Consider the following 13,166-nt stretch of genomic DNA (forward strand, 5'->3'; position numbering starts at 1 on the left):
CGGCTGCACCTCGCGTCAGTCTGGAAAAGTCCTGTTGGGCGCCAATGGTTTTGGGCGCGACGATGTCGGCGTCGCCCGGTGGGGACAACGGCCACCGCCGCGCTCGCGTCGTTCAAGCTTGTGGCGATAGGCCCGGCGTAGTCGCTACAAGAAAGTGATTGCGTCAGTTGGACTGCGAACACCCTCATGCGCCTTATCGCCCAGTTCGGGTTCATTGGGACGGGGTAGTTAAAAATGGGAACAGGCACTCGCTTTGTCAGGATACTGGTGCGAGCGTTGCTATTAATCGCCGCATTGTCTTCACTCCTGCTTGCCGTCCGTGCGTACGATTCGCGCACGGGGCCTCCGCTCGAACTCTGGCACACCTATGTACCCGAAGAATTGAGCGCTGGGCAAATCGATGGATCGGACTGGAACGCGTATCTCAGGCACGAAGACAGTCTTTTCGAGCAGGTGCGCCGGGAGGTCACGGACCGTTTGCCAGCATCGGCGCACGTAATGTCGAATCGGTACTTTAAAAACAGTCCCATCTATCCGCCAGGTTTCGACCACGACTGGAACAGGTCATATGAGATGCTCCCGTCTGGAAAGCCCCTGGGCGCTGTCGTGCTGCTGCACGGTTTGACCGACTCTCCGTATAGTCTTCGGCACATTGCACGCATCTACGTCGCCCATGGATTTGTTGCAATCGGAATTCGCCTGCCCGGTCACGGCACGGTGCCCGCCGGGCTGACCGATGTCGACTGGGAGACATGGATGGCGGCAACGCGGCTTGCGATGCGTGAAGCCAGACGTCGAGTCGGGCCGAATTGCCCATTACAGATGGTCGGGTTCTCGAATGGTGGTGCGCTCGCGATGAAGTATGCACTGGACAGCCTCGAAGATAGTCGGCTGGACCGGCCAGAACGGATCGTGCTGTTCTCACCGATGATTGGCATTACACGTTACGCGCGTTTTGCCGGTCTCGCGTCACTTCCGGCGCTATTGCCACCATTTGCAAAAGCTGCGTGGCTCGGGATCGTGCCTGAATTCAATCCAGTCAAATACAACTCGTTTCCGGTCAATGGTGCAAGGCAATCGCACCGGCTGACAATGGCATTGCAGGAGGAATTGGCTCGTCTTGCGAGAATAGGACAACTCGCGAAACTTCCACCGGTATTAACCTTTCAATCCGTTATCGATTCCACGGTAAGCACACGCGCGATCCTGACCGCGATGTACGCGAATTTCCCATCAAACGGAAGCGAACTGGTACTGTTCGACGTGAACAGACGGGCAAAGATGGGCCAGATCCTTAATCCGGCATCACCACTGGCGCTATCACGCTTGATACCGCGTTTTCCTGTGGCATACCGGCTCACGGTCATCGCCAATGCTCCGTCGGGCTCCGAGAACATGAAGGAGCGCGTGGTCGAGCCGGGGAGCACTCAGTGGCAAACGCGTGAGCTTGACCTCGTCTACCCGCCGCAGGTGTTCTCACTGTCACATGTCGCCATTCCTTTTCCACCCGATGATCCGTTGTATGGAACCCGCCAGGACGAGGAATCAGGCACGAAGTAGGGCGCAGCACTCGGCACTCTCGTTCCACGCGGGGAGCGCGGAGGGCTGATTGTCAGTCTGGATACACTCTTTCGAATCGCATCTAATCCATTCTTTCCGTACGTTTTGACGCGACTCGACGCGACCATCGGCGAGCCCGTGCGGCGATCGGGCACGTCCCGTCAGTCGTTCGATCGTTCGACGTCAACTTCGGCTGCGACGACTTCTGCAGATTCGCCCGGCATTGAAACGGACGGGCTGAGCGACGATGCGGTGACCGAGGAGGATCTGTCTGCAGCGACACCTTGACGGTCGCGCACGCGACGAAATGTTCATGGCGCCCGACACGGAGTTTGCGCCCTGGTACGTCGTGAAGTCGGATGACAAGAAGCGCGCACGCCTCGATCTCATTAGCCACTTACTAAGCAAGATTCCCTATGAGGAAGTGGCCCGCGACAAAGTCACGTTGCCTAAACGACAGAAGCCCGGAGATTACAAAGAGCCCGACTATCCGTTCAGGTTTATCCCCGGAGGTTCGCAGATGACTTTCTGCTACCCGCCCCGTCGCAAACGCGGCGATCGATGAAACGCGTGCAGTAGTTGTGAACCACGCCGACGCGACAGGCCGGCACAACTCGCAGGGTGTTCTGCCTTTTGGCAGCGGCGGGGGAGACATGGTGGTCAGAACCCCGAAGCGGGTACATACTTGGCATGCGGCGCAGCATTGTCTTCCGTCGACGTGATCTCAACACTCGCACGGCTTTCCCGCACAGAGGAGAAGGGACAAGGAGGTCGCCATGACACCAATCCAGGGACTGTTCGCTGCGGCCTCCGCGGTTCTTCTTTTCCTTTACGGCCTTCAGGGCTTTAGTCGCGAACTGCAGGAGGTCGTGGGCACGGCGCTGCAGTCATGGCTCGAACGTGTGACTGCAAGCCGGCGGCTCGGGTTTCTGGTTGGTGCGTTCGCCACAGCGATTGTGCAGTCAAGCAGCGCAATCACAGCGCTTGCGGTCACTCTTGTGGACGCGTCCGTCATTTCCTTCCGCGCCAGTCTCGGGATCCTGCTCGGCAGCAATGTCGGGACCACTGCAACTGCCTGGCTGGTCTCCTTCAAGCTCACGGGTATCGGACCGATATTCATCGTACTTGGGGCCTTGATTTCGATGTTGCCGATCCGCGCCAGGTACATCGGAAAAGCTGTTTTCTATTTTGGATTGATCTTCTTCGCGTTGGATCTGATATCCGCGGAACTGAGGCCTCTGCAAAATCGCCCGCAGTTCAAGGAATGGCTTGAACTAGCAGAGGCTCCCTGGGCAGGCGTGCTTGCCGGCTTGCTATTCACTGCGTTGGTCCAGTCCAGCAGTGTCACCACTGGTCTGGCAATTCTCCTCGTCCAGCAAGGGGTGCTACCGCCGCAGGCCGCGATACCGATTGTCATTGGCTCGAACGTCGGCTCGACCTCAACCGCGTTGGTTGCAGGTCTCGGGATGAGTTCCATCGCAAGAGCCACGGCGATTACGAACTTTCTGTTCAATGCGACCGGGTTGCTGTGTTACTTTCCGTTCCTGAGATCCTTTTCAAGAGCAATGGTGGATTTGACAACCAACCCGGGGATGGCGGTGGCATGGGCGCATCTGATATTCAATTTTACCGTCGCAATCTGTTTTCTTATGGCGCTGACGTGGGTTGAACCCTTGCTCAGAAAGTGGCTGGGTGCCGAGGTTCGAAGTGCAAGTTCAGAGCCGGCGTCCTGAGTGGTCGCTATCACCGCCGCGTGAATTTTGGCTCGGCGAGAGGCAAGCCATTGCTGACTGAGCGGTCGCGCGTCCATCCATACGCTTTGACACCGTAAATAGGTGCGACCTTGAGCAAAGTGCGATTCCGGTTAGGACGATCAAGGCAATGCGTCAACTTGCGGACTGCCACCGACAAATGGTTTCGAATCAGCAGAGTTTGTCATGCGTAGAGATCGATGCACAGCATTCCTATCTATATGACATAAGCTTTAGTTGTCGTTCGCAGTAGTCGTAGTAGCTTTTTAGAAGTGTCCGGTTCCCGCTCATTAGAAATGTTCGGTTTCCTGCTCCGTGCTGACTCTTGTGGCGCATGCTGCAGCATCACAGCCAGCCCGGAGCCAGACCATGAACGGACGTGGATTCATCACGATCAGCATGAACCGCCGTTCGAGATGACCATGGTATCAACGGCCGGTGTCGAAAGTTGAACAGCCGTCCCGCCAGCGATCAACGAACGTCGGCAATGGCCGAATAGCAAGGACCCTGACGGTGCGAAGCGGCTATCAAGATGCCGGACGACAATCAAGCTCACCTCCAGAATAGTCACGCTGATCGTGATTTGGCGCTGTTCAATCTTGCGACCGACAGCAAAAGCCGTGAGCCGACGGTATGAGGAAACGTGGGCGTCTGTGAGACGTAGAAGGTTCCGACGGCATCGACGGCGACGCGGATGTCGTCGCGCCCGATTACGGGACTGCGCAACACTGAACTGACCAGCTCCGCGTCAACCGTCAGATCATCGAGAAACGGGTGACGACCTGGGTCTGTCGGAGAATTACGCTGCGGATAAGCGCTTCGAAGTCGATGGCGCCGACGCTGCGAGCAGGTTTCTGCATGCCCACGACTATCCTGAGACGAAAATCGACGTCGTCGGGGACGCCATTGCGCTTCACTCGTCTGCTGAGATTGCCGATCGCAGGGAGCCCCGGAAGTCGCGCTTGTCCACTTCGGCACTCATGTCGAGGTCATGGCGTCTCACGATGCATTTGAGTCGTTCATCTTTCACTGCTCTGAACGGCTCTTGCGGGTCCGGTGGGACCACCGCGGCGCAAAAACGGGACGAATGCGAAGTGATGCCGGCGAGAGAATCGGTTCCGGGGCCGATATCTATGGGCGCAACGAACTGACGCTCCCGCTACGTCGCGCATGAGGCTCTGCCCGGGACAGTGGCGTGCTTCATGTCGGACTGCTGGCCAGAGACGACGCATGATTGACGGCAGTAGCGCCCCATTTAAAACCCGAGCCCGACGCCGGCGCCTCCGAAACCACTCCCACCGAAACTGCCTGCCCCGATCCCGATGCCGAAACTGGGGCGCGGCGCATAATAGCCGGGCGGGTCGCCGTAGCCGTAGTAGGGCGGCTGGGCGGCGACGCAACCCGCAATACCGAACGCTAAAGCCAGGATGCCAAGTAGCTTGATCATGACACGCTCCCTTCCATCAGCAGGACAGGGACATCGCGAGCAAGATTCGGCCCTCGCTGGTTGTCCCCGAGGTAGCAACATTCCGCGCATGCATCCATGCATGCGTCGGCCTAATAGCCGTCCGATCAAACGTCCAAGTGCGATTCTTTGCATCGAGCCATCGAGCCATCGAGCCAACTCGTTTCGACAATGATCGCAGCGCCGACCGAAAGATTGAGATGGGGCGTCCCTGCGATGTCCGCCGTCCGGCTCAGTGCGTTTAGGGTTATTCGATGCCTGCCCTCATTCAGATTGCTGTGAGTGTGCCGCGGCGCCTGCGGGCAGGCGTCGGATAAGCCTCGAGGGAGGAAACCGCGGAGTGGTCCGAGGCGGTCGGAATGTCGGGTGGCTATGGCGATTGATGGTCCAGCATCCTCGGCCCTGGCAGAGCAAGGTGGCCCAAACGGGATGCTCGAAGTGCCCAGGCGCGTGGATGATGCGATGAATTCGCGCGACGATGGTGGCGAAGTGGGCGTGCGAGGGCGTGCTTGAAGCGGCGGGCGCGAACGTCCGCTCGTGGGTCGCGTTGCCGCAAAGCCGACGTTGGTAAGCATGGAACAGTAGCGTTCATGTTGCGTCCCGCGACATGGGTGGTGCGCGAATCGGTGCGGTGCGCTCAAGGATATCGATGACGATCATCGGGGCGCCACAGTGCCGGCAGATGAAGGCGGGCCGGGTTTCAACGACAGGATCGCCGGACGGCGTATCGGGCCTGGGCGCGACGTGCAGCAGCGCACGCACCCTGGCGAGACTGGCGCGGCGCACCGGGTTGGCGAGCAGGCCGTAGTGACGGATGCGATGGAACCCGCCAGGCAATACATGAAGCAGGAAGCGACGCATGAACTCGCCGGCCTCCAGCGTCATGGTCTTGTAGCGGGTGCGCCCCTTCTCGCGGTAGTCCTTCCAGCGGAAGGTCACGCCGTGCTCATCGAGGGCGAGCAGACGCTGGTTGGAGATCGCCACGCGGTGCGTATAGCGCGAGAGGTACGCGAGCACCGCTTCCGGTCCCGCAAAGGGACGCTTGGCGTACACGAACCATTCGCAGGTACGTAATGGCGCAAGCCACTGGGCAAAGGCGGTGGGATCAGCAAGTCCGGTGTACTCGCCGAAGAACTGCAGGTCGCCACGGTGGTGAGCCGCTCCGAGCGCATCGAGGAAGCGGCGCCGGAACAGACGTGAGAGCACGCGCACCGGCAGGAAGAATCCCGGTCGGCAGGCAATCCAGCGCTGATCATCGGGCGACAGCCCGCCACCGGGAACAATGCCGTGCACGTGCGGGTGATGCGTGAGCGCCGAGCCCCAGGTGTGCAGTACAAGCGTGGCACCGATCTGGGCGCCGAGATGCCTGGGATCGGCGGCGATCGTGCGCAGCGTGTCGGCGGCGACGTCGAACAGCAGCCCGTAAATGACCCGCTTGTTGTATCAGGCGATCGCGCTGATAAGCGCGGGCAGCGTGAAGACGACGTGGAAATACTCAACGGGTAGCAGATCCGCCTCGCGTGCCTCCAGCCAGCGGTGTGCGGCACTGGCCTGGCACTTCGGGCAATGGCGGTCCCGGCACGAGTTGAAGGACACCTCTGTCCTTGCGCAGCCGGAACAGCGCAGCACATGTCCGCCCAGTGCCGCCGTGCGGCACCGTTCGATGGCCGACATCACCTTCAGCTGCCCCAGGCTCAGGCGTGTCGCGGCTCGCCAGGTTGGCCCGTGGGCGCGGAAGATGTCCGCGACCTCCAGCATGAGGCACTACGCCGTGTCAGTTGGCGGGCAGGCGCTCCAGCGGACTGGTGACTTCGCGTAGCAGGTCGGTGGCTACCTGCGCATAAAGCGCGGTGGTCTCCAGCTTCTTGTGCCCGAGCAGCACCTGGATCACGCGGATGTCGACCTTCTGTTCGAGCAGGTGCGTCGCGAAACTGTGGCGCAGCGTATGCATCGACACGCGCTTGTCGATCTGTGCGGCCTCGGCTGCGGCATGGATGGCGCGGTTCAGTTGCCGCGTGCTGAGCGGGTCGACGGGATCGAGCCCGGGGAAGACCCACCCGCCGTCGGGCATCCTGCCCTGGGCACGGGCCACGCGCCACCAGACCCGCAGGCGTTCGAGCAGTACCGGTGAGAGCATCGCGTAGCGGTCCTTGCGACCCTTGCCCTGTTCGATGCGCAGCGTCATGCGTTGGCTGTCAACGTCGCTGACCTTAAGCGCCACCACTTCGCTGGCACGCAACCCGGTGCCGTAGGCCACCGACAGCGTGCTTGAGGTTGCCCGTAGCGGCAATGAGCCGCCGCACTTCATCAGGGCTGAGCACGACCGGTAGCGTACGGGGCACGCGCACGGGCTGCATCCGGGCCATCAGTTCGGGCTCGTGGAGCGTGATCTCGAAGAAGAACTTCAACCCGGTGATCGCGGCGTTCAGCGACACCGGTGACGTGCCATGATCGACCAGATGCAGCTGGTAGGTTCGCAGGTCCTCGACGGTGGCGGTATCAGGCGAGCGCCCGAGGTATCGGGTGAACTCACGCACGATGCGCAGGTAGTTGGCTTGTGTCTTGGGGGAAAGCTGGCGCATACGCATGTCATCGATCATGCGCTGGCGCAGCGGGCTGACGGTTGGTTGGGCGGAGGTCATGATTCGGCTCCTGCTGGAGAACGAGGCGGATTGCCTCATTCGCCAACATAAAACCGCGTGACCGGCCTCTCCCTGACCTCCAGCGTCGGACCGAAGCCTCCTACCGCGCGAGCGGTTTCGTTCGACGGCCCAGAACGGCCGTTGGCCTAAGCTTTTGCGCGGATGCTCGAATGTCGGCTCTGCCCTGGACAACGGACCTTCTTACGCCGATCATGTCGGTCGGATCGTCGGCCTTCTGGATAGGTTTGCACAACGCCACAACGCCGCCTTGCGCTCCGGGAACGATGAACTCAAACGCAAGCTCGAAGCTCTTGCCACAACGGGGAGGCTTCTCCGGTGAACGTCGTGCGGACCTTACGAGTCACGATTATGGAAAACTTCATTGGTATGTTTTCGATGTTGCTTGTCGGCCGGCGCCCAAGCCCAGCTTCCGCACCGGGCCGGGAAGCCAAGGAAGCAGTAGCGCACTCGCCGAGCGAGGCCTCGCCGCTCAAGCTGCAGTTGGCCGAGGCGTCGTGGGATTCACGCTCCACGAGTGCGCTTTGATGCGCAGCGTGGAGCCTTCCTGCTGGGCAATGAGTAGGAAGTTTCCGCCGATGTCCATGGTCCGCTCATCCGGCACATTGATATTCCCAGTCCAGGTTCCGGATTCCCAAGCCACATTTCCATCAGATCTGCAAAGCCCTTGCTGGATTTCCAAATGGTTCCAGACGGTCGTTGCCACTTCGGCCCATTCTTCGATCCCCTTTCGGCCGGTCACGGCTTCCTGGCCCGCCGGGACGAGAATGGCGTCTTCGGCAAACAGAGCCACCCAACCGATCGTATCGTGAGAATTGACTGTATCGACGAACCTACCGTTCAACGCGGCAAAAGCCTGTGAGATGTCCATGGTGCTGCCTCCATGAGGCGTGAAGTTGGTGAGACTAAACCCACCGGAATGAGATGTTCGGTTCTTCGCGTTACGCCAAGCGTTAATCACAACCAGACCATCGCGCTACGCGCGTGGCGAACCCTAAAAACATCCAAAGGGGCGTGCCCTGCCCAAGCTTAGTGCCACTAGGGCTGGCTGTCGAGTGGTGCGATTGATCGGACTAAAGGAACAGCACTTCTTCGACCTCTCCTGTCATCCATTGCGTGGGTGACGATGGAATTGTCGCGTCGCCCGTACCGCGGAAATCGTCAGTGGGGAGGAAATCGTAAGCAGGGTTTGCCGATGGCGTCGCCGATTACTTGACATTCGCCGTGACGACATGGATGGCTGAAAAAAACCCTTGACGCAAACTCGGCTTGCCAAACTACGTTATGGTCGGAAGCGCGGCTTTCCCGCGCTTCCGACCATGCAAGACTGGTTCTTTGCGGCCAACACCACTTGACGGACTAACTCAGGGCATGAAGCCGCCATTCAGGTTCTCCTCCGGGACTCAGCTTCAGTTCGATACGGCTATCGCGACTTGAAAATCGGGCTGGGGCCGTCTAGCGTCGTTCGGAGTGGAGAGGAGCCACAGATGATCGTATACAAATTCGGCTATGGAGGCAGCGCAGACTCGCCCGATATCAGTCCGTTCGTCGTCAAGCTCGAAACGTGGTTGCGCATGTCGGACCTGCCGTACGAGACGCGCATCGGCAACCTGGCAAAGATGCCGAAGCACAAACTGCCCGTGGCGTTGATCGATGGAAAACTCGTTCACGGACTTTAACTCAGCGACAGGTCATCGGCCTTTGGCTGCTTTGTTGAGGAACGAGCTCTCTTGCCGCTACCCGACACGTGACCGCGAATTCTGTCGCGTCTTCAGACCCAGACGCTCAACTGCGCGTCCGGGTTTGCGTCCACAAAACATGAAACCGCTACGTCACGTGCATCTGACGATACACACAACACACTGCATCAGAAGCGGTGCACAACACCCGCACCGACCGCAATCTGGCTGCGCGACGACGCCGGCGTGCTACTGAATCCATCGCCCAGCGATGGTTTCGCGATTATCACCTTGCCGTTACTCCACAAGGTGTCACCATTCGCACGCTGATAGGACTGGACCGCATAGACGCCGGTACGCTTCGACAGAGCGTAGTACTGCGACAACGTGAACTGTTGATACTGCGCGGCGCTCGTGATCCCGTTCGCTTTGGTAGCGCGCGTGTAGCTGTAGCCGGCAGCGAAATCCCACGCGCTGGCGGGCTTGAAATGCAGTACCGCGCCCGCCGTGTTGAAAATCGCAGTATCGCGAAACGTCGAGCCGATGCCGGGGATGTACTGGACGTTCGAGTACGACGCCGACACGTCCCAGGCGGCCGAGAAGTGATAGCCACCCGTCACCGCGACGCGCTGCTGCGCCTGCGCGGTCTGGTAGCCGTAGTTGATCGCCGACACGGCCGTTTGCGCGCCACCGTTTGAAGTCGTCGACGACGCGCCCCAAGCGCCACCGCCCGGCGTCGAGTTGTTCACCCGCTGAGCCGCAGCACCGATCCCGAATGGGCCGTCTTGGTATTGCAGCCCTGCGCTCCAGGTCGAGCCCGCGTTAACGCTGCCCGGCACGCCGCCGAACGCGTATGACGCACTGAATGTGAAGCCGCCCAGTGTCGGCGACTGGTAGACGAGCGAGTTATTGCCGCGATATATGTTGTCAAGCGAATCGATATCGCCCGGGTGCGCACCGAAATACCCGGTCAGCCAAGTGGTCGGGCTCCAAGGCGCCAGCATGTTGTAGTAGGCCGTGTACTGGCGTCCAGCAGTCAGTGTGCCGTAACGGTCGCTGGTCACACCAACCCACGATTGCCGAGTGAACATTCCCCCCGTGAACTGCGAAGAGCCATTCGTGCTGTTGAACCCCGATTCCAGCGTAAAGATGGCCTTGGTACCACTCCCGAGATCCTCGCTGCCTTTAAGGCCGAACCGGCTACCAGCCCACACACCCGCGGTCATCTTGACGAGAGAATGGCCGCCCGAAGTTGAGCCCAACGAAGTCGCGCTGTTCTGCCATGCGAGGCCGTTGTCGGCAACACCGTACAACGTCACGCTGCTTTGTGCATGGGCGCCCACGCAGACACCGCCCAGCATGCACGAGGCGACGATGGTCTTTTTCATCATTAGTAATCCTATTTTGTGTTGAAAAACGAAAAATGTCGCGGCTTCGCCTTCCCCGTTCAGGCGAGCATGGTCAGCCAGCGTGCCGCGCGGAGGAGCAGCTCGTCTGCCGAATCGAACGTCTCGACGCCCGCCACCTGCGGCGCGTCGCATACCGCGAATACCGGTTTGCCCCATTGCAACCCGAGCGCGATCTCGGACAGTGTGCCTAGCCCGCCGCCCACCGCCACGAGGCACAGCGATGAACGCGCGATCAACGCATTGCGTGTTATGCCGAGCCCGGTCGGCAGTGCGACGCTCAGGTACGGGTTTGCGCCTTCAGCGTCGTCCTCGGGCAGTAGGCCGATCGCGATGCCGTCAGCGCGGAAAGCTCCGCGAGCGGCCGCTTCCATTACGCCACCCTTACCGCCGCCGACGATCGCGATGCCCGCTTTTGCGAGCGCGTGCGCGATCGATTCAGCTATCCGCAGTTGTTCCTCAGTGGCCGCTCTCGGGCCGATCACGCCAACGGGCATCAGGTGCCGATTCGCGCAGCGCTGACGCTCCGCGAGATCGGCGAGGGCAACCGCGACGAGCCGCTCATGTTCAGTGTTGCCTTGGTCTGACAATCCATTCCCCCATTGCAAGAACGCAGGTGCAAAGCGCTGTCAGTACGATCGACAGTACGGCTGCCTGCGAGAAATCGGTTTGCCCATCGGACAGCTTCAGGTACAGCAAAAGCGGCAGAATGTTGATCTGCGTGCCGGCCAGAGCGATGGCGGTACCGTAGGTACCGAGCGCGATCGCTGCGACGAGGCACCAAGCCGCAGCCACCGACGGCCACAGCTCGCGCCAGGCCACGTCGAGCCAGGCGCGCCAAGGCCGCGCACCGAGCGTGAGCGCCGCATCGAGCGGCCGCCGGTCGAAGTTGGCAAAGGCCGGATAGAGCATCAGCGCGACGCGCGGGATCAGGTAGTACGCGTAGGCGATCGCCAGGCCCGCGCTGGTATAGATCAGGCCTCCGATCTGCGCCGGATTCGCGCCGAGCTTGGCGAGCAGCATCGTCACGAAGCCGGCGCGGCCGAAGCTCAGGATGAAGCCGTAGGCGATCACCAGGCCCGAGAAGGCGAGCGGCACGCCAAGCGCGGCGAGCGAGAGTCGCCGCCTCGCCGGCGACTGCCCGGCCAGCGCGATTGCCAGAACCATGCCGATCGCCGTCGACAGCGTGCCGGTGACGGCCGCCAGGCCCAGCGAGCGGCCGATCGCATCGGCCACCAGCGGGTCACCGAACACGGAGGCAAACGCGCGGCCGCCGCCGTCGAAAGCGGCGCCGACCAGAGCCGCGAGCGGCAGCGCGAATGCGATTGCGAACAGCAAGCCGGCCGGCAACGCGCCAAAGCGGCGCAGCAGCCCCGCGTCGCGGGTGGCGAGAGTCGAGCTCCGTGTCATCGCGGGCGTCCCTGATCGTTACCGGTGATCACTGGATTCACTGCCCGAGCGTAGCCTGCGACCACAGCTGGTCGACCTGCGCCTTCTTCGCGGCCGCCTTGGCCACGTCGAGCGGGTGCACCTGCGGCGCGTTCGGCATCTTGGCGGCGATCTCCGGCGCCAGCGTCAAGCCCGGCACGGCAGGCCGCACATAACCCTGCGCGAACAGCGCTTGCCCCGCATCGCTCATCACAAAGTTGAGCCAGAGTTGGGCTGCCGACGGATTGGGCGCATTCTTGACCAGGCTCATCGCATACGGCGCCGACACGCTGCCATCCTGCGGAATCACCACCTCGGCCGCGTCGCCCATGCCGTCCGTGTACTTGGCCTTCAGGCCGTCGTTCTCATAGCCGATCAGGACGGGGATCTCCCCCTTCACGAACTTCGCATAGGGCGTGGTGCCCTCCACGCGCAGGACATTGCCGGCCGTCTTCAGCTTGCCGAAGAAATCCGCGCCGGGCTTCGGATCGTCGACGCTGCCGCCCATCGCGTAGGCGGCGGCGAACACGTCCACCTGCCCCTGGCCGGTTGAGCGCGGGTCAAGATAGACTACTGCGTTCTTGTATTCGGGCTTCAGCAGATCGGACCAGCGCTTCGGCACGTCCTTGACCAGCTTACGGTTGACGAGGAAGGCAACGTTCAGCGAATGCACCGTGAACCAGCGGGCGCCGGGATCGCGGAACACTGGCGGCAGTTTGTCGAAGTTGAGCGGCTTGAACGGCGCGACCACGTCCCTGGCCGTCGCGTCGAGAGCCGAGGCGGCGAAGTAATAGGCCGTGTCGGCCTGCGGGCGGCGGCGCGACTTGTCGAGCGTGACGACGGTGGCGGCCGAACCGATGTCGTTGTAGGTGATCTCGACCTTCGGATAGCGCTTGCGGAATTCGGCGAACAGAGCTTTCCAGTTGGCCCACTCGGGACCCGTGTCAAACGAGGCCACCATACCTTCGTCGGCAGCCTTCTCATAGAGCGCGTCCTCGCCGGGATAAAGCGGCGCCGGTAGCGCGGCATGGGCCGCGCAGGCGACGAGCGTGCCGAACGCGAGCGCAGTCGCGCGTATGCGTTGAATCAGGGTGGGACCTGCAAACATCGTAGTTCTCCGTAATGCGTGTGGGTGTCCGCCGAGGCGGGCGAGTGTGTGTTGATCAGTCATGCGAACAGATGCGGCTACGATCCAGCCGATGGTGCGGTGTCGATGA

At 61.3% G+C, this 13,166-nt stretch carries 10 protein-coding genes and 3 pseudogenes; 4 read left to right on the forward strand and 9 right to left on the reverse strand.

The genetic code is table 11. The features are described 5' to 3' along the window. Positions 1-234: 234 nt before the first annotated feature. The 3 genes and pseudogenes from B0G80_RS27215 (at position 235) to B0G80_RS27225 (ending at position 3,293) form a co-directional block, all read left to right on the forward strand. A complete protein-coding gene (locus B0G80_RS27215) occupies positions 235-1,560 on the forward strand; it encodes a carboxylesterase (RefSeq protein WP_258879055.1) in 1,326 nt (441 codons plus the stop codon). 292 nt (positions 1,561-1,852) lie between these two features. Next, a pseudogene (locus B0G80_RS27220) lies at positions 1,853-2,125 on the forward strand (hypothetical protein); the annotation flags it as partial. Between the two features lie 211 nt (positions 2,126-2,336). Further along, on the forward strand, positions 2,337-3,293 hold the full coding sequence (locus B0G80_RS27225) for a Na/Pi cotransporter family protein (protein ID WP_116121120.1): 957 nt from the start codon (positions 2,337-2,339) through the stop codon (positions 3,291-3,293). Positions 3,294-4,066: 773 nt separating this feature from the next. On the opposite strand, the gene B0G80_RS47875 is transcribed toward B0G80_RS27225, so the two are convergent. The 5 genes and pseudogenes from B0G80_RS47875 to B0G80_RS27250 all read right to left on the reverse strand — a co-directional run bounded on the left by B0G80_RS47875 (position 4,067) and on the right by B0G80_RS27250 (position 8,307). Continuing rightward, a complete protein-coding gene (locus tag B0G80_RS47875; RefSeq protein WP_181920081.1) occupies positions 4,067-4,228 on the reverse strand; it encodes a hypothetical protein in 162 nt (53 codons plus the stop codon). Positions 4,229-4,566: 338 nt separating this feature from the next. Beyond that, positions 4,567-4,758: a hypothetical protein gene (locus B0G80_RS27235; RefSeq protein ID WP_116121122.1), complete on the reverse strand. Its 192-nt coding sequence runs from the start codon at positions 4,756-4,758 to the stop codon at positions 4,567-4,569. A gap of 606 nt (positions 4,759-5,364) precedes the next feature. Next, positions 5,365-6,534: pseudogene (locus tag B0G80_RS27240) on the reverse strand (IS91 family transposase). Positions 6,535-6,550: 16 nt separating this feature from the next. Then, positions 6,551-7,418, reverse strand: a pseudogene (locus B0G80_RS27245) (tyrosine-type recombinase/integrase). Between the two features lie 490 nt (positions 7,419-7,908). Then, positions 7,909-8,307 carry a DUF4440 domain-containing protein gene (locus B0G80_RS27250; RefSeq protein WP_116121124.1) on the reverse strand — a complete coding sequence of 133 codons (399 nt, stop codon included), beginning with the start codon at positions 8,305-8,307 and terminating at the stop codon, positions 7,909-7,911. A gap of 616 nt (positions 8,308-8,923) precedes the next feature. Here B0G80_RS27250 and B0G80_RS27255 point away from each other — a divergent pair. Next, positions 8,924-9,115: a hypothetical protein gene (locus B0G80_RS27255; RefSeq protein WP_116121126.1), complete on the forward strand. Its 192-nt coding sequence runs from the start codon at positions 8,924-8,926 to the stop codon at positions 9,113-9,115. Between the two features lie 188 nt (positions 9,116-9,303). On the opposite strand, the gene B0G80_RS27260 is transcribed toward B0G80_RS27255, so the two are convergent. From B0G80_RS27260 to B0G80_RS27275, 4 genes are all read right to left on the reverse strand, one after another. Further along, positions 9,304-10,506 (reverse strand): porin, encoded by a 1,203-nt coding sequence (locus B0G80_RS27260; RefSeq protein WP_116121128.1) that lies wholly within the window; start codon positions 10,504-10,506, stop codon positions 9,304-9,306. Between the two features lie 56 nt (positions 10,507-10,562). Further along, a complete protein-coding gene (locus B0G80_RS27265; protein WP_116123731.1) occupies positions 10,563-11,018 on the reverse strand; it encodes a TIGR00725 family protein in 456 nt (151 codons plus the stop codon). Between the two features lie 70 nt (positions 11,019-11,088). Continuing rightward, entirely contained in the window at positions 11,089-11,931 is an 843-nt protein-coding gene (locus B0G80_RS27270; RefSeq protein WP_116121130.1) for an ABC transporter permease, read from the reverse strand. 37 nt (positions 11,932-11,968) lie between these two features. Further along, positions 11,969-13,057, reverse strand: coding sequence for an extracellular solute-binding protein (locus B0G80_RS27275; RefSeq protein WP_116121132.1), 1,089 nt, complete (start codon positions 13,055-13,057; stop codon positions 11,969-11,971). Positions 13,058-13,166 lie beyond the last annotated feature (109 nt).

Source organism: Paraburkholderia sp. BL6669N2, assembly GCF_003387275.1.
Classification (GTDB): domain Bacteria; phylum Pseudomonadota; class Gammaproteobacteria; order Burkholderiales; family Burkholderiaceae; genus Paraburkholderia.